This is a genomic window from Streptomyces zhihengii (assembly GCF_016919245.1).
GTDB classification, from domain to species: domain Bacteria; phylum Actinomycetota; class Actinomycetes; order Streptomycetales; family Streptomycetaceae; genus Streptomyces; species Streptomyces zhihengii.
Genome location: NZ_JAFEJA010000001.1, coordinates 2,327,293 through 2,344,409, shown reverse-complemented (window position 1 = coordinate 2,344,409; position 17,117 = coordinate 2,327,293). Strand labels below are relative to the sequence as shown.

Sequence of the window (17,117 nt, the reverse complement as noted above, 5' to 3'; positions counted from 1 at the left end):
CAGCCCTCAGGGCTTCGCGGAGCGGTAGTAGCGGCGCGCGCCCTCGTGCAGCGGGAGCGGCTCGGTGTAGACGGCCGTGCGCAGGTCCACGAGCTGGGCGGGGTGCACCGTCTTGCCGATCCGGTCGCGGCTGTCGATCACGGCCCGGGTGAAGCCCTCGGTCAGCGCGGGATCGGCGCGGTCGGTGGTGACCAGCAGATTGGCGACGGCCACCGTCGGCACCGGCACACCGCCCTGCGCCTTGAGGTAGGCGTCGGCCGGCATCACCGCGGAGCGGTAGTAGCTGGTGGAGCCGCCGGTGGCGTGCAGCTTGCCGACGAGCTCGGGCTCCAGCGGGACCAGCCGGATCTCGAACCGCTCCGAGAGCTCGCGCACCGTGTTGGTGGGCAGGCCGCCGGACCAGAAGAAGGCGTCGAGACCGCCGCTCTCCAGCCGTCCCGGCATCGAGTCGATGCCCGCGGGGACGGGGGTGATGTCGTGCCGCGGGTCGAGCCCCGCTGCCGTCATCAGCCGGTCGGCGACCAGCCGGACACCCGATCCGGGCTGGCCGACGCCCACCACCTTGCCGCGCAGGTCGGCCACCGACTTCACCGGCGAGCTCCGGGGCACGATGAGGTGGACGTAGTCGTCGTAGAGCCGGGCGCAGCCGCGCAGCCGCTCCGCGCCCGGCAGTCCGTCCCGCTTGTAGGTGGCGACGGCGTCCGCGGTGGCGATGGTGAAGTCCGCCTCACCGGCGGCCAGGCGCGCGAGGTTCTGCTGCGATCCCTCGCTCGTCCGCAGCTCTATGTCGACGTCGGGCATGCTCTCGGCGAGCGCCTTCTCCAGCAGCACCCCGTACCGCTGGTAGACGCCGCTGCGCGATCCCGTGCTGAAGGTCAGCTCCCCGCTGGGCGAGGTGCGGCCGAACGGAACCAGCCACCATGCCAGCAGCCCCAGGACGACCAGGAGGGCCGCCGCGGCCGCGAGGGCCCGGCGGCGGCTGGTGCGCAAGGTGCCCGGGAACATGGCGCGATCCTGCCAGGTCACCCGCCGTGCTGGCCAGGCCCGTCCCCGGCGGGCGCCCCGCCGGCCCCGCGGGAGGCCCCCGGCCCGGCGCGGGACGGCGTGTCGACCCCGTACCCTGGTGGGCGCGATGAGTGCCAAAACCTACGAGGTGCGCACCTACGGGTGCCAGATGAACGTCCACGACTCCGAGCGCCTCTCCGGCCTGCTGGAGGACGCCGGTTACGTGCGCGCGCCCGAGGGTGCCGACGGCGACGCGGATGTCGTCGTCTTCAACACCTGCGCGGTGCGGGAGAACGCCGACAACAAGCTGTACGGCAATCTCGGCCGCCTCGCGCCCATGAAGACGCGGCGCCCGGGGATGCAGATCGCCGTCGGCGGCTGCCTCGCGCAGAAGGACCGCGACACGATCGTCACCAGGGCGCCCTGGGTCGACGTCGTGTTCGGCACGCACAACATCGGCAAGCTTCCCGTGCTCCTCGAACGCGCCCGCGTGCAGGAGGAGGCGCAGGTCGAGATCGCCGAGTCGCTGGAGGCGTTCCCCTCGACGCTGCCCACCCGCCGCGAGTCCGCGTACGCGGCGTGGGTGTCGATCTCGGTCGGCTGCAACAACACCTGCACCTTCTGCATCGTCCCCGCCCTGCGCGGCAAGGAGAAGGACCGCCGGCCCGGCGACATCCTCGCCGAGATCGAGGCGCTGGTCGCCGAGGGCGTCTCGGAGATCACCCTCCTCGGCCAGAACGTCAACGCCTACGGCTCCGACATCGGCGACCGGGAGGCGTTCAGCAAGCTGCTGCGCGCCTGCGGCGCGATCGAGGGCCTGGAGCGGGTCCGCTTCACCTCGCCGCACCCGCGGGACTTCACCGACGACGTGATCGCGGCCATGGCCGAGACGCCGAACGTGATGCCGCAGCTCCACATGCCGCTCCAGTCCGGCTCGGACACCGTGCTGAAGGCGATGCGGCGCTCCTACCGGCAGGAGCGTTTCCTCGGGATCATCGAGAAGGTGCGCGCCGCGATCCCGCACGCCGCCATCTCGACGGACATCATCGTGGGCTTCCCCGGCGAGACCGAGGAGGACTTCGAGCAGACGATGCACACCGTCCGCGAGGCCCGCTTCGCGAACGCCTTCACCTTCCAGTACTCCAAGCGCCCCGGCACCCCCGCGGCGACCATGGACGGCCAGATCCCGAAGGAGGTCGTCCAGGACCGCTACATGCGCCTGGTCGCGCTCCAGGAGGAGATCTCCTGGGAGGAGAACAAGAAGCAGGTCGGCCGCACCCTGGAGGTCATGGTCGCCGAGGGCGAGGGCCGCAAGGACGGCGCCACCCACCGCCTCTCCGGCCGCGCCCCCGACAACCGGCTCGTCCACTTCACCAGGCCCGACGCCGGGGTCCGCCCCGGTGACGTGGTCACGGTCGAGATCACCTACGCCGCCCCGCACCATCTGCTCGCCGAGGGCGCCGTGCAGGCCGTCCGGCGCACCCGGTCCGGCGACGCGTGGGAGAAGCGGAACGCCGCCGAGGCCGTCAAGCCCGCCGGTGTGATGCTGGGCCTGCCCGGCATCGGCGCCCCCGCCCCGCTGCCCGCGGCCGCCGCCCCCGGCTGCGGCTGCGACTGACACCCGGCCCCGGCCCGGCCCGGACGGTACGGATAGGCCCTAGGCTGGCGATCATGCTTGTCGCCGCCGCCGTGTGCCCCTGTCCTCCGCTGCTCGTGCCCGAGGTCGCGGCCGGTGCCGCCCCCGAGCTGGACGCCGCCCGCGACGCGTGCGCCGACGCCGTGGGGCTGCTCGCCGCGGCCCGGCCCGATCTCCTGCTGGTGGTCGGGCCCTCGGAAGCCGAAGCCGCCGGCACGTACCCGCCCGGCAGCGGCGGGTCCTTCCGGGGCTTCGGCGTCGACACCCGGGTACGGCTCGGCGAAGGCCGCGCCGGCCCCGAACTGCCACCCTCGCTCGCCGTGGCCGCCTGGCTGCTGGACCACGCGCACTGGTCGGCCTGCCCGGTCGAGGGCCTGGCGGTCGCGGACACCCGCACGGCCGCCGACTGCGCCGACGCGGGCCGGGCCCTGGCCGCACGGGCCGGGCGGGTCGCCCTGCTGGTGATGGGCGACGGCAGCGCCTGCCGGACCCTCAAGGCCCCCGGCTACCTCGACGAGCGCGCCGCCGCCTTCGACCAGGAGGCCGCCCGGGCACTCGGCGCCGCCGACACCGGGGCGCTGGGCGCCCTGGACGAGGCGCTCGCACGGGAGCTGAAGGCCGCGGGCCGCGCGCCCTGGCAGGTGCTCGCGGGCGCGGCGGAGGACCGCGGCATGGACGGGCGCCTGCTGTTCGAGGACGCGCCGTACGGCGTGGGGTACATGGTGGCCGCCTGGTCCTGATCCCGGACCTCCCGCGCGCCCACGGGCCGCCGCCCGGCCCCGGGCGCTCCGACGCCGGGGTACCGGAACGGGGCCCGGCCCCGGCTCTCCGGCGTCAGGCCACCGGAACGCGGCCCGGCACCGGGGCAGCCGAGAGCCGCCCGGCGCGGCCCGGCCCCGGGGCACCGGCTCTCCGGCGTCAGGCCACCCCGGAACAGGGCCGGTCCCGTGCCAACAGCCTCAGGCCCCGGAACGCGGCCCGGCACCGGGCCACCGGCACTCCGCCCGGCCCCGGCTCTCCGGCGTCAGGTCACCCCGACGCCGCCCGGCCCCGGGCGCTCCGGCGCCCGGGCACCCGAACACCGCCCGGCCCCCTCGGGGGTCCTCGTACGGCCGTCGGCCCGGTGCGCGTGAGTGCCGCGGAGCAGGCCGCTTCGCGACACTCACGCGCACCGGGCCGGATTCGGCACCGGTGCCCGCACGGGGCCGGTGGTCAGGAGGCGGGCGGCGGCGGGGGAGGCGTGCCGCCCTCGCCGCCGTCGTCCTTGGGGTGGGCGATGCGGCCGAGGGCCTCCTTGGCCTTGCCCGCGCCCGTCTCGATCCGTTCGCTGTACTTGCCCTTGGTCCGGTGGTCGACCGACCTCGCGGCCTTGTCCAGTCCGTGCCCGATCCTGCCCTCGTGCTGCCGGGCGAGGTCGGCGACCTTCTCCCCGGCCGGCGCGAGCCTGGCCTTCACGGTGTCCAGGAAGCCCATGACGCACCTTCTCTCCGAGCCCGGTGGGGGTCGGGCACCAGCTCGTTACGCGCGGACGCCTTCGCCGGTCCCACTGTCCGCCGCCTGGGACGGCGCCTGCTGGCGCGGGATCTCCGCGCCGGCGTCGGCTTCGGCCGGTGCGGCGGACGCAGCGTCCGTCCCGGCGGCCGGTGCCGGCTCCGCCGGGCCGTCGCCGCCGGCCGTCGCGGCCGGTTCCCCGGCCTCGGAGCCGGATGCGGCGCCGGACGGGGGGACGGCCGCCGCGGCGGCGGGGTCCTCCTGCTCCGGCGCCTCGACGGGTGCCGCGGGCTTGCTGCGGAACCATGAAAAAACGCCCATTTCTCCTCCATAGCGTACTCGGCGGGGTGGTGCCGCACACCGCCCCGGAACGCCCCCCTCAGGAGCCGGCGCCCGCCATCGGCGGCAGGACGCGGGCGACCTCGCAACAGGCAACGAACCCGGACACGGCCCGTCACCTCGCTCGTTCGGGTTCGCGCCGGGAGGTTTGCGAGACTGGGGCGGTGAGAAGTGCAGCTCCCGCACCGCGGGTCATCGCCGTCGTCGGCCCCACCGCGGCCGGAAAGTCCGATCTGGGTGTTTTCCTCGCCCAGCAGCTGGACGGCGAAGTCGTCAACGCCGACTCCATGCAGCTCTACCGGGGGATGGACATCGGCACCGCCAAGCTGACGGTCGAGGAGCGCGACGGCGTCCCCCACCGGCTGCTGGACATCTGGGACGTCACCGAGGCCGCGAGCGTCGCCGAGTACCAGCGCCTCGCGCGCGCCGAGATCGACCGGCTGCTCGCCGAGGGACGCACCCCCGTGCTGGTCGGCGGATCCGGGCTGTACGTCCGCGGCGCGATCGACGCCCTGGAGTTCCCCGGCACCGATCCCGCCGTGCGCGCCCGCCTGGAGGAGGAGCTGGAGGCCGACGGCCCCGGCGCCCTGCACGCCCGCCTCGCCGCCGCCGACCCCGAGGCCGGCCGCGCCATCCTGCCCGGCAACGGGCGCCGCATCGTCAGGGCCCTGGAGGTCATCGAGATCACCGGCCGGCCCTTCACCGCCAACCTCCCCGGCCACGACTCCGTCTACGACACCGTGCAGATCGGTGTGGACGTCGGACGCCCCGAACTCGACACCCGTATCGCCGACCGGGTGGACCGGATGTGGGAGGCGGGACTCGTCGACGAGGTCCGCGCGCTGGAGGCCGCCGGACTGCGCGAGGGACGCACCGCCTCGCGTGCGCTCGGCTACCAGCAGGTGCTCGCCGCGCTCGCCGGGGAGTGCTCCGACCAGCAGGCGCGCGAGGACACCGTGCGCACCACGAAGCGGTTCGCGCGCCGCCAGGACTCCTGGTTCCGGCGCGACCCTCGGGTGTGCTGGCTGAGCGGCGCCGCCGAGGACCGGGCGGAACTTCCGCGCCGCGCGCTGTCGTTGATCGAACGAGCGGTCACAGCCTGATCACGTCATGGCATCGGGATGCTCCGGCCGTCATTTCGGCCTCGGGAGCGTGCCATCATCGAGCATCGATCGACTGTTGAGTCCGAGTGGGGAGGGCACGTGGCGATGGAGGCCGGCCCTCGCGACACCGAACGGGAACACCGGGACGCGGACGAAGCCGCTCCCGCGCTGACCCCGGACGGTCCCGACGAGCAGAGCATGCTCGCGGACGAGGTCGAGGTCGAGCTCCGCCCGCAGCGGCGCCTGCGGATCTGGCAGCTCGCCCCCATCGTGGGACTCGCCGCACTCGGTTCGCTGATGTTCGCCTTCCCGCTCGCCTTCGGCAGCGGTGACGGCGGCGCCGTCGTCGCCATGCTCGGCCTGCTGATCAGCTGCTGCGCCGCGGGCTGGGGCGTCATGGCCGCCAGCCGAGTCGGCCACACCTGGCCCGGGCTGCCCGGCCGTGGCTCGGGCGAGCGCCCCGACTGGCGGGTCGTCGTCCTCTACGTGGGTGTGGCGGCCGTGCTCGTCGCCCTCGCGGTCTGGCGGGTCGCCCGGCTGCGCTGAGGCGGGCCGCACCGCGCCGGTCGCGATACCGGCGACCTCGTACGATGGGCGTGTGACCACTGCGCAGACCTCGGGCGTCGCCTTCCTCAAGGGCCACGGCACCGAGAACGACTTCGTGATCGTCCCCGACCCGGACAACGCCGTCGAGCTGTCCGTGGCGGCCGTCGCCCGGCTGTGCGACCGCCGGGCCGGCATCGGCGCCGACGGGGTGCTGCACGTCGTGCGCTCCGCCGCCCACCCGGACGCCCGGCACATGGCCGGCGAGGCCGAGTGGTTCATGGACTACCGCAACTCCGACGGCTCCGTCGCCGAGATGTGCGGCAACGGCGTCCGGGTCTTCGCCCGCTACCTCCAGCGCGCCGGCCACGCCGAGGCCGGCGAGATCGCGGTCGCCACCCGCGGCGGCGTCAAGAACGTCCACATCGCCAAGCCCGGACAGGGATCCGAGGAGGGCGACGTCACGGTCGTCATGGGGCGCGCCGTGCTCCCCGCGGACGGCGTGCGCGTCACCGTCGGCGCCCGGAGCTGGCCCGCGACCAACGTCGACATGGGCAACCCGCACGCCGTCGCCTTCGTCGAGGACCTGGACCACGCGGGCACCCTGTACGAGGAGCCCGGCTACGCCCCCGCCACCGTCTACCCGCGCGGGGTGAACGTGGAGTTCGTCGCCGACCGGGGCGAGCGGCACGTCGCCATGCGGGTCCACGAGCGCGGATCCGGCGAGACCCGGTCCTGCGGCACCGGCGCCTGCGCGGTCGCCGTGGCGGCGGCCCGCAGGGACGGCGCCGACCCGGCCGTGACGGGCGTCCCGGTCTCCTACACCGTGGACGTGCCCGGCGGCAGACTGGTCATCACCGAGCGCCCGGACGGGGTCGTGGAGATGTCCGGCCCCGCGGTCATCGTCGCCGAGGGCCGCATCGAACCCGCGCTGCTCGAACCCCAGTCGTAGGGGCCCGCGTTCGCATCGGAGCGCGGCCGCGGCCCGAACGGGGACGCGCCGCGCTTCGCTCGAATGGGTGATCCGTTTCACGCTGGGCGAGAGCGGGACTTCACCGCGTGGTGGGGTCGGTAGCATCAAGCACCGGCCCGGGAGGCGTGACCCGATCCTTCCCCACCGCCGGTCGAAGCCGCCGGAGGTGCCCCATGAGTGCAGAGGCCGCCAATCCAGGTGCCCACAGCCGCCGGCGCGGCCGCCCGAGGATCGACCTCCGCAGGCTGGGCCGCGCCGCACTGATGGGCCCGGCCGGACGTGACCGGCTGCCCGACGCGATCGGTCATGTCGTCGACGCCCACCGGGCCCACCACCCCGACGCCCGGCTCGCCGAACTGCACCGGGCGTACGTGCTCGCGGAGTCGTCCCACCGGGGCCAGTTCCGCAAGAGCGGCGAGCCGTACATCACCCACCCGCTCGCCGTGACGCTGATCCTCGCCGAACTGGGCGCCGAGACCACCACCTTGATCGCCTCCGTGCTCCACGACACCGTCGAGGACACCGAGGTGACGCTCGATCAGGTCAGGACGGAGTTCGGCGCCGAGGTCGCCTACATCGTCGACGGCGTCACCAAGCTGGAGAAGGTCGACTACGGGGCCGCCGCCGAGCCGGAGACCTTCCGCAAGATGCTCGTCGCCACCGGCAACGACGTCCGCGTGATGTCGATCAAACTCGCCGACCGGCTGCACAACATGCGCACCCTCGGGGTGATGCGCCCCGAGAAACAGGCGCGTATCGCCAAGGTCACCCGGGACGTCCTCATCCCGCTCGCCGAACGGCTGGGCGTACAGGCGCTCAAGACCGAGCTGGAGGACCTGGTCTTCGCCATCCTCCACCCCGGGGAGTACGAGCGCACCCGCGCACTGATCGCCGATAATGCGGGCGCCTGCACCGCGCTGGAGGCCATCGCCGAGGAGTTCCGCAAGGTGCTCCGGGAGGCCGGCATCAGCGCCGAAGTGCTCATCAGGCCGCGGCACTTCGTCTCCGTCCACCGGGTCTGCCTCAAACGCGCCGAACTGCGCAGCACCGACTTCGGGCGGCTGCTCGTCCTGGTCGGCGACGACGCCGACTGCTACGCCGTCCTCGGTGAGCTGCACACCTGCTTCACCCCGGTGATCTCCGAGTTCAAGGACTTCATCGCCGCCCCCAAGTTCAACCTGTACCAGTCGCTGCACACCGCCGTGGCGGGCCCCGACGGTGCCGTGGCCGAAGTCCTCATCCGCACCCATCAGATGCACAAGGTGGCCGAGGCGGGCGTGGTCGCCCTCGGCAACCCGTACCCGGCGGCGACCGAGGGCGCCGAACCGCCGGAGGACGGCGAGCGCGCCGACCCGACCAGGCCGGGCTGGCTCTCGCGGCTGCTGGAGTGGCAGCAGTCCACCCCCGATCCGGACACCTTCTGGACCTCGCTGCGGGCCGACCTCGCGCAGGACAGGGAGATCACCGTCTTCCGCGCCGACGGCCGCGCGCTCGGCCTGCCGGCCGGAGCCAGTTGCGTGGACGCGGCCTACGCCCAGTACGGCGAGCGGGCGCACACCTGTATCGGCGCCCGTGTCAACGGGCGGCTCGCCACACTGAGCACCCAGCTGGGGGACGGCGACACGGTGCATGTGCTGCTCGCGCAGGACGCCGCGTCCGGCCCGTCCGCCGACTGGCTCGACCACGTCCGCACGCCCGCCGCGCGGATCGCGATCACCGGCTGGCTCGACGCCCACCCCGAGGGCGCGGGCGCCCAGGACGCCGCCCCCCGCCGCCCCAGGCAGCGCACCGCCGACAGGCCGGCGTCGGCCAACGCGGTCGTCGACCGGCCCGGGGCCACCGTGCGGCTCGCCGGCTGCTGCACGCCGGTGCCGCCCGACACCGTGACGGGGATCCCCGTCCGCGGCGGGGCCGTCACCGTGCACCGGCGCGAGTGTCCCGCCGTGGCGCGGATGGAGGGCGCGGGGCGGGTGCCGGTCGAGGTGCGCTGGGGCGACGCACCCGAGTGCCGGGTCACCCTCGTCGCCGAGTCGTTCGGCCGGCCGCGGCTGCTGGCCGACCTCACCGAGGCGATCGCCGCCGAGGGCGCCGCCGTGGTGTCGGCGACCGTGGAGCCGCCCACCCAGCAGCGGGTACGGCACACCTACACGCTCCAACTCCCGGACGCCGCCGGACTTCCCGCCCTGATGCGCGCCATGCGCGACGTCCCCGGGGTGTTCGACGTCAGCCGGACACAGCATCCGGCGGGAAGCGGCTGATCTCTTTCGGGTGGGCCGCGCGGCTCCCGGCGCGTGCCCGGCGGCCGCGACCGGGCGCGCTGGTAGCGGTAGCACATGCTGCACACTCCCCGGCGCCGTCCGCGTGCCGTCCTGCTCGCCGCCGTGTCGGCCACCCTCGTGGCCGCGACGCTGCCCGAGCCGACGGCCCTCGGGATCGGCGACCGTCTCTTCCCCGAGCTGGGCAACCCCGGCTACGACGTCATCGCGTACGACATCGCCCTCGCCTACCGGGGCGCCAACGACCGTCCGCTGGACGCCGTCACCACCATCGACGCCGTGGCCGGCCGGCGGCTGGAGCGCGTCAACCTGGACTTCACCCACGGCACCGTCCGCTCCGTGCGTGTGAACGGCCGGCCCGCCGAGTTCGCGAGCGCGGGCGAGGACCTCGTGGTGGAGCCCGCCGAGGCCCCGGCGGCCGGCTCCCGGATGCGGATCACCGTCGACCACACCAGCGACCCGCGCGGGCCCGCGTCCGCCGGCGGCTGGGTGCGCACCGGCGACGGCCTCGTCATGGCCAACCAGGCGGACGCGGCGCACCGCGTCTTCCCCTGCAACGACCACCCCGCCGACAAGGCGTACTTCACCTTCCGGGTGAGCGCCCCGAAGGACACCACCGTCGTCGCCAACGGCCGCCGGGTGTCCCGCACCGTCCAGGGCACGGAAACCGCGTGGGTCTACCGCACGGGGCAGCCGATGGCCACCGAGCTCGCCCAGGTCGCCATCGGCCGGTCCGCCGTCGTCGAGCGCCGGGGCCCGCACGGTCTGCCGATCCGCGACGTGGTGCCGGCCGCGGACCGCGCCGCGCTGGAGCCCTGGCTGGCGAAGACCCCCGGCCAGGTGCAGTGGATGGAACGCAAGGTCGGCCGGTACCCCTTCGACACCTACGGCGTGCTCGTGGCCGACGCCGACACCGGCTTCGAGCTGGAGACCCAGACCCTGTCGCTGTTCGAGCGCTCGCTGTTCACGGACTCCGCCTACCCCGACTGGTACGTGGACTCGGTCATGGTGCACGAGCTCGCCCACCAGTGGTTCGGCAACAGCGTCTCGCCCCGCACCTGGTCCGACCTGTGGCTGAACGAGGGCCACGCCACCTGGTACGAGGCCCTGTACGCCGAGGAGCGGGCCGGTCAGCCCCTCGTCGACCGGATGCGCCAGGCGTACCGCCTCTCCGACGGCTGGCGCGCCGCCGGCGGACCGCCCGCCGCGCCGGCGCTGCCCGCGCCCGGCGAGAAGCTGAGCCTCTTCCGGCCCGTGGTCTACGACGGCAGCGCCCTGGTGCTGTACGCGCTGCGCCAGACGATCGGCGCGAGCGCCTTCGAGCGGCTGGAACGCGAGTGGGTGGCCGTCCACAAGGACGGCACCGCGGGCACGGCGGACTTCACCGCCCTCGCCTCCCGCGTCGCGGGGCGTGACCTCGACGCCTTCTTCGACGGCTGGCTGCACGGCACCAAGACACCCCCGATGCCGGGCCACCCGGACTGGCGCAGCGAGGCGCCCGGAGCCCGCGGGGCGGGGTGAAAACCCGCGTGACGGCCCCGCAGGGCGCGTGCGACCATCGTCCGGTCGGCGGCGCCCACGGGGCCGCCCCGGCGATCCGGGGGAATCTTCCCGTCCCGCCGCACGTTGTGACCTGTGGAACAAGGGGAACACTGCCTGTGGACCCCCACCGCTTCACCCCATCGACGACAAGGATCCAATGACCTCCTCTTCATCCCCTTCCCAGGCCGAGCAGAGCTTCGCGGACACGCGCACCGACAGCCTTCGGGCCGATGCCCTGATGGAAGAGGACGTCGCCTGGAGCCACGAGATCGACACGGAGCGGGACGGCGAGCAGCTCGACCGCTCCGAGCGTGCGGCGCTGCGGCGTGTGGCGGGCCTCTCCACCGAGCTCGAGGACGTCACCGAGGTCGAGTACCGGCAGCTCCGCCTGGAGCGTGTGGTGCTCGTCGGTGTCTGGACCTCGGGCACCGTGCAGGACGCGGAGAACAGCCTCGCGGAGCTCGCCGCGCTCGCCGAGACGGCCGGAGCCATGGTGCTCGACGGCGTCGTCCAGCGGCGCGACAAGCCGGACCCGGCCACCTACATCGGTTCGGGCAAGGCGCAGGAACTGCGGGACATCGTCCTGGAGTCCGGCGCCGACACCGTCGTCTGCGACGGTGAGCTCAGCCCGGGCCAGCTCATCCACCTCGAGGACGTCGTCAAGGTGAAGGTGGTCGACCGGACCGCCCTGATCCTCGACATCTTCGCCCAGCACGCCAAGTCCCGTGAGGGCAAGGCGCAGGTCGCGCTCGCGCAGATGCAGTACATGCTGCCGCGGCTGCGCGGCTGGGGTCAGTCGCTGTCCCGTCAGATGGGCGGCGGCGGCGGTGGCGGCATGGCCACCCGTGGTCCCGGTGAGACCAAGATCGAGACGGACCGGCGCCGGATCCGCGAGAAGATGGCGAAGATGCGCCGGGAGATCGCGGAGATGAAGACGGGCCGCGAGATCAAGCGCCAGGAACGCCGGCGCAACAAGGTCCCCTCGGTCGCCATCGCCGGATACACCAACGCGGGCAAGTCGTCCCTGCTCAACCGCCTCACCGGAGCCGGTGTCCTGGTGGAGAACGCCCTGTTCGCCACCCTGGACCCGACCGTGCGGCGGGCCGAGACCCCGGGCGGCCGCCTCTACACGCTGGCCGACACCGTCGGATTCGTCCGGCACCTGCCGCACCACCTGGTCGAGGCGTTCCGCTCCACCATGGAGGAGGTCGGCGACGCCGACCTGATCCTCCACGTGGTGGACGGCGCGCACCCGGCTCCGGAGGAGCAGCTCGCGGCCGTGCGCGAGGTCATCCGCGACGTGGGCGCGGTCGACGTGCCCGAGATCGTGGTGATCAACAAGGCCGACGCGGCCGACCCGCTGGTCCTCCAGCGGCTGCTGCGGATCGAGCGCCGCGCGATCGCCGTCTCGGCGCGCACCGGCGCGGGCATCGCCCGGCTCCTGGAGCTGATCGACGCCGAGCTGCCGCGGCCCGAGGTGGAGATCGAGGCACTCGTCCCGTACACCCAGGGCGGACTCGTCTCCCGCGTCCACGCGGAGGGCGAGGTGATCTCCGAGGAGCACACCACGGAGGGCACCCTGCTCAAGGCGCTGGTGCACGAGGAGCTGGCGTCCGCGCTGGCGTCCTGCACACCCGCGGCGCACTGACGGCGTCCGCGCCGGACACGCACGAGGGCCCGCCCCCTTCGAAGGGGGCGGGCCCTCGTGCGTGCGCGCGGCGTCAGCGTCCGGCGAACTTCTCGCTCATCATCGTGAACACCTGCTCGGCGTCACGGTCCAGCCGGGGCCCCGCCAGCCAGCCCGAGGTGACCGGGCCGATCGACGTGTTGGACACCAGCACCGTCTTGCCGCCCGGCTGCTGCACGAACCAGCCGCCACCGGAGGACCCGCCGGTCATGGTGCAGCCGATGCGCCACATCGTCGGCGTGCCCGGTGCGATGGACAGCCGGCTCGCCGTGTCGAGGCACTTGTGCATGATCGCGCCGTCGTACGGCGGCGCCGCCGGGTAGCCCCAGGCGCCGATGGTGCCGATGCTCCGTGCCTCGGGGGCGGCGAAGTCGACGTCGAGCGCCGCGCCCACCGTCTCCTCCAGCGACTTGGTCCCGCGCTCCGGCTTCACGTGCATGACGGCGTAGTCGTACGCGGCCCCGGTGCCGCCCGTCGGGCCGCCCTGGTCGATCCACCCGCCCGACGTGGCCACCCAGTCCGCCCAGTACACGCCGTACGGGGCGACCTCGTGCGGCTGCGCGTTCTCCAGCGCGGCCGGGGACTTGCCGGTGTCGTTGTACGCCGGGACGAAGGCGATGTTGCGGTACCAGCCGCCGTCCCTGCCCGCGTGGACGCAGTGGCCGGCCGTCCAGACCATGTTGGACTTGCCCGGGTTGGCCGGGTCCTTCACCACGGTCGCCGAGCAGACCATGGAGCCCTTGGGCGAGTCGAAGAAGACCTTGCCGACCGGAGCGGCGTTGCGGTGGTACGGCTTCTTCTCCGGAACCGCCCGGACCGGGCGCGGTTCGGGGTCGGTCACGTCCTGGTCGCCGGTGATGTCGCCGGCGGCGAGCGTCCGGGTCGGCGCCGAGGCCGTCGTCATCCGCTCGGGCTTCCACAGGCCCTCGATCACCGGGTTGACGAAGTCCTTGGCCTCACGGAGCCACGTGTCGCGGTCCCAGTTCTTCCACTCGCCGTCCCGCCACTTGTCCAGGTCGATGCCGCGCTCCTTGAGGCGGTCGGCCAGGTCGGCGGGGAGGGCCCCCTTGCCGGCGCCGTCCTGGCCGGCGGAGGCCGAGGCGGACGGCTCGCCGCCGGCCTCGTCCTCACCCGGTCCGCAGGCGGTCGCCGTCAGGACGAGGGCCGACGCCAAGGCGGCGGCGGTGAGCAACGGGCGTATGGATCGCATGGAAATCTTCCCCCTGGAATGCGTTGTGCGAAGGCTGCGCCGGGCCGCGGTCCTCGACGGGACGGCGGGGCACCGTGCGAACGGGTGCGGCGCCCGGGGCAGCTTGCCATGATCGTGTCACGCCGGAGCGGCTCGGAGGGCCGCGGACGGCGTCACTGCACGGAGTCTTCACGGGCGCCCGGCGTCTTCACGAGCCGGGGGCGCCCGGCTCGTTCACGTGCCCGGGGTCTCCGGCGGCCTCATGTGCCGCGGCGACCGCTGGTGTTCATGTGCCGCGCGGATCCCCGGTGTTCATGTGCCGCGTGGATCCCCGGTGTTCACGTGCCGCTGTTCATGTGCCGCGTGGATTCCGGTGTTCACGTGCCGGAGGGCGCCCGGCGTGGCCGGACGCCCTCCCGGTCGGGACGCGGCGTGCGCGTCACCGGCTCACCGGCCGGCGAACTTCTTGCTGACCGCGTCGTAGATGCCCTTGGCCTCCTTGCCGAGCCGCGGACCCGCGAGCCAGCCGGCCGTCACCGGGCCGATGGAGGTGTTCGAGACCAGCGCGGGCTTGCCGTCCGCACCCGCGGCCACCCAGCCGCCGCCGGACGAACCGCCGGTCATCGTGCAGCCGATGCGGTACATGGTCGGCTGCTCGGCCTTGAGCGACAGACGGCCCGGCTTGTCGGCGCACTGGAACATCTTCTGGCCGTCGTACGGCGGCGCGGCCGGGTAGCCGGTCGCCGTCATGGTCGCGATCTCCGGCACGGCCGGGGCGTTGAAGTCGACGGGCAGCGCGGCGCCGACCGTCTCCTCCAGGGACTTGCCGCTGCCGCCCTTCTCGGGCGTGACATGGATGACGGCGAAGTCGTACGGAGCACCCTGGCCGCCGGTCGCGGCACCCTGCGAGATCCACTGCTCGGAGGTCTGCGCCCAGTCGCCCCACCACACGCCGTGCGGAGCGATCTGCTCCTTGGGCGCGTTCTCCAGGTCGGCCGTCGGCTTGGCGCCGTCGTTGTACGCGGGGACGAAGGCGATGTTGCGGTACCAGCCGCCGCTCTTGCCCGCGTGGACGCAGTGGCCGGCCGTCCAGACCATGTTGGACTTGCCCGGGTTGGCCGGGTCCTTCACCACGGTCGCCGAGCAGACCATCGAGCCCTGCGGGCCGTCGAAGAAGACCTTCCCGGCCTCCGCCGCGCTGGAGTGGTACGGCGCCTTCACCGCGGCCGCGTCCACCGGCGCGGGCGTCGGGTCGGTGACACCCTCGTCACCGGAGATGTCCGGCGCGACCGGCTCGGCCGGCGGCTTCTCGGCGTCCCGCATCCGGTCCGGGTTCCACAGGTCCTCGATGATCGGGTTGACGAAGTCCTGCGCCTCGCGCAGCCACTTGTCGCGGTCCCAGTTCTTCCACTCCCCGTCCCGCCACTTGTCCAGGTCGATCCCGTGCTCCTTGAGCCGGTCCTTCAGATCGTCCGGAATGGTGATTGCGCCGTCCGTGGACTGGCTGGCCGGAGCGCTCGGCTTGTCGCCCGCGCTGTCCTCCGTCGGACCGCACGCGGTGGCGGTGAGCGCCAGCACGGCGGCCAGCGATGCCGCCGCGAGCGTCGGGCGAATGGGTCGCATCTCGTGATCCCCCTGGGACTTCGGTGCCGCGCTTCGTCGGGAACGTCGCAGCGTGTCGTACATGTCGGTGTCGCGTGCCGTCTCCGGCACCACCCGGTGACCGGGTGCGGCCCCCACTATGCCGGTGCCGTTGGGGACGGCGTGCAGCAGGTCCGCGGTTCCGCCGCGCCAAGGATCTTCCCGTCACCCCGTGATCCGCCGCGCCCCGCGTCGTTGGTACCAGCGGGACAACGGCCGCCGCCCGCCCCCGGGTTGGCGCGGCGGGCCGGGGCCCGGGGGAGACCAGCAGGCGCACCAGCGGGAGGACCGACAGCCTTGGCCGTGACCGAACCAGCCCCGACGGCACCGACCACCGCGCACGAGGGGATCCTGCACCGGCAGTCGCTCCGCGAGTCCGCGGCCCGCACCTACGCGCGCTCGCTGCCGATCGTGCCCGTACGCGCCCGGGGCCTCACGATCGAGGGCGCCGACGGCCGCCGCTACCTCGACTGCCTGTCCGGCGCGGGCACCCTGGCCCTCGGGCACAACCACCCGGTCGTCCTGGAGGCCATCAAGAAGGTCCTCGCGTCGGGCGCACCGCTGCATGTCCTCGACCTGGCCACACCCGTCAAGGACGCCTTCACCACGGAGCTGTTCGCCACGCTGCCGCCGCGGTTCGCCGACGACGCCCGGATCCAGTTCTGCGGCCCGGCGGGCACCGACGCCGTCGAGGCCGCCCTCAAGCTGGTGCGCACCGCGACCGGCCGGCAGGGCATGCTCGCCTTCACCGGCGCCTACCACGGCATGACGGCCGGCGCCCTCGACGTCTCCGGCGGCGCCACCGGCGTCCGGGGGGTGACCCGGCTGCCCTACCCGTACGACTACCGCTGCCCGTTCGGGGCCGGCGGGGGCCGCGGCGCCGAACTGGCCGCCCGGTGGACCGAGAACCTCCTCGACGACCCCCGGGGCGGCGTCCCCGCACCGGCGGGCATGATCCTGGAGCCGGTGCAGGGCGAGGGCGGGGTGATCCCGGCGCCCGACGACTGGCTTCGGCGGATGCGCGTCCTGACCGCCGACCGCTCCATCCCGCTGATCGCCGACGAGGTGCAGACGGGCGTCGGGCGCACCGGCAGGTTCTGGGCCGTCGAGCACAGCGGCGTGGTGCCCGACGTGATGGTCATGTCGAAGGCGATCGGCGGCTCCCTCCCGCTCGCCGTGATCGTCTACCGCTCCGGGCTCGACGCCTGGCAGCCCGGCGCCCACGCCGGAACGTTCCGCGGCAACCAGCTCGCCATGGCCGCGGGCGCCGCCACTCTGGCCTACGTCCGCGAGAACGGCCTCGCCGAGCGCGCCGCGAGCCTCGGCGCCCGGATGCTCGCGAGCCTCCAGGGACTCGCCGCCGCGCACGCCTGCATCGGCGACGTCCGCGGCCGGGGGCTGATGATCGGCGTCGAACTGGTCGACCCCGCGTCCCAGTCGCCCGACCTGCCGGTGCCGCCCCCGGCCCCCCGCCTCGCCGTCGCCGTCCGCCGGGCCTGCCTGGAGCGCGGGCTCATCGTCGAACTGGGCGGCCGGGAGTCGTCCGTGGTGCGGCTGCTGCCCCCGCTGACCCTCACCGACGAGCAGGCCGCCGCCGTCCTCGACCGCTTCGCCGACGCCCTCGCCGCAGCGGAGCGCACCGCCGGGGCCGGGGCGGCCCCGCCCCGCTGAGCCACCCCGTCCGCGCCCGTC

14 protein-coding genes are annotated in these 17,117 nt (G+C 74.0%); 9 read left to right on the top strand and 5 right to left on the bottom strand.

Annotation, left to right across the window (positions count from 1 at the left end; genetic code table 11):
- Positions 1 to 6 precede the first annotated feature (6 nt).
- A complete protein-coding gene (locus tag JE024_RS09525) occupies positions 7 to 1,005 on the bottom strand; it encodes a TAXI family TRAP transporter solute-binding subunit (RefSeq protein ID WP_205373169.1) in 999 nt (332 codons plus the stop codon).
- A 127-nt stretch (positions 1,006 to 1,132) separates the two neighbouring features.
- Between JE024_RS09525 and miaB the strand changes: the two genes are divergently transcribed.
- Complete coding sequence (gene miaB / locus JE024_RS09520; RefSeq protein WP_205373168.1) at positions 1,133 to 2,623, top strand: tRNA (N6-isopentenyl adenosine(37)-C2)-methylthiotransferase MiaB; 1,491 nt, start codon at positions 1,133 to 1,135, stop codon at positions 2,621 to 2,623.
- Positions 2,624 to 2,676: 53 nt separating this feature from the next.
- Positions 2,677 to 3,381, top strand: coding sequence for a class III extradiol dioxygenase subunit B-like domain-containing protein (locus tag JE024_RS09515; protein ID WP_205373167.1), 705 nt, complete (start codon positions 2,677 to 2,679; stop codon positions 3,379 to 3,381).
- Positions 3,382 to 3,853: 472 nt separating this feature from the next.
- Here JE024_RS09515 and JE024_RS09510 read toward each other — a convergent pair whose 3' ends face one another.
- Positions 3,854 to 4,114, bottom strand: coding sequence for an antitoxin (locus JE024_RS09510; protein ID WP_205373166.1), 261 nt, complete (start codon positions 4,112 to 4,114; stop codon positions 3,854 to 3,856).
- Positions 4,115 to 4,159: 45 nt separating this feature from the next.
- Positions 4,160 to 4,453, bottom strand: a complete 294-nt coding sequence (locus JE024_RS09505) for a hypothetical protein (RefSeq protein WP_205373165.1) — start codon at positions 4,451 to 4,453, stop codon at positions 4,160 to 4,162.
- Positions 4,454 to 4,635: 182 nt separating this feature from the next.
- Between JE024_RS09505 and miaA the strand changes: the two genes are divergently transcribed.
- The 6 genes from miaA (at position 4,636) to hflX (ending at position 12,556) form a co-directional block, all read left to right on the top strand.
- Complete coding sequence (miaA, locus tag JE024_RS09500) at positions 4,636 to 5,574, top strand: tRNA (adenosine(37)-N6)-dimethylallyltransferase MiaA (protein WP_205373164.1); 939 nt, start codon at positions 4,636 to 4,638, stop codon at positions 5,572 to 5,574.
- Between the two features lie 105 nt (positions 5,575 to 5,679).
- Positions 5,680 to 6,120 carry a hypothetical protein gene (locus JE024_RS09495; protein WP_205376467.1) on the top strand — a complete coding sequence of 147 codons (441 nt, stop codon included), beginning with the start codon at positions 5,680 to 5,682 and terminating at the stop codon, positions 6,118 to 6,120.
- A 52-nt stretch (positions 6,121 to 6,172) separates the two neighbouring features.
- On the top strand, positions 6,173 to 7,069 hold the full coding sequence (gene dapF, locus JE024_RS09490) for a diaminopimelate epimerase (protein WP_205373163.1): 897 nt from the start codon (positions 6,173 to 6,175) through the stop codon (positions 7,067 to 7,069).
- A gap of 194 nt (positions 7,070 to 7,263) precedes the next feature.
- Positions 7,264 to 9,348, top strand: a complete 2,085-nt coding sequence (locus JE024_RS09485; RefSeq protein WP_205373162.1) for a RelA/SpoT family protein — start codon at positions 7,264 to 7,266, stop codon at positions 9,346 to 9,348.
- Positions 9,349 to 9,423: 75 nt separating this feature from the next.
- Positions 9,424 to 10,887 carry a M1 family metallopeptidase gene (locus JE024_RS09480; RefSeq protein WP_205373161.1) on the top strand — a complete coding sequence of 488 codons (1,464 nt, stop codon included), beginning with the start codon at positions 9,424 to 9,426 and terminating at the stop codon, positions 10,885 to 10,887.
- Between the two features lie 178 nt (positions 10,888 to 11,065).
- Positions 11,066 to 12,556, top strand: coding sequence for a GTPase HflX (gene hflX / locus JE024_RS09475; RefSeq protein WP_205373160.1), 1,491 nt, complete (start codon positions 11,066 to 11,068; stop codon positions 12,554 to 12,556).
- A gap of 73 nt (positions 12,557 to 12,629) precedes the next feature.
- On the opposite strand, the gene JE024_RS09470 is transcribed toward hflX, so the two are convergent.
- Positions 12,630 to 13,805, bottom strand: a complete 1,176-nt coding sequence (locus tag JE024_RS09470) for a trypsin-like serine peptidase (protein WP_205373159.1) — start codon at positions 13,803 to 13,805, stop codon at positions 12,630 to 12,632.
- A 426-nt stretch (positions 13,806 to 14,231) separates the two neighbouring features.
- Positions 14,232 to 15,407: a trypsin-like serine peptidase gene (locus tag JE024_RS09465; protein WP_205373158.1), complete on the bottom strand. Its 1,176-nt coding sequence runs from the start codon at positions 15,405 to 15,407 to the stop codon at positions 14,232 to 14,234.
- Positions 15,408 to 15,722: 315 nt separating this feature from the next.
- On the opposite strand from JE024_RS09465, the gene JE024_RS09460 reads away from it, so the two are divergent.
- Positions 15,723 to 17,096: a diaminobutyrate--2-oxoglutarate transaminase family protein gene (locus JE024_RS09460; protein ID WP_205373157.1), complete on the top strand. Its 1,374-nt coding sequence runs from the start codon at positions 15,723 to 15,725 to the stop codon at positions 17,094 to 17,096.
- Positions 17,097 to 17,117 lie beyond the last annotated feature (21 nt).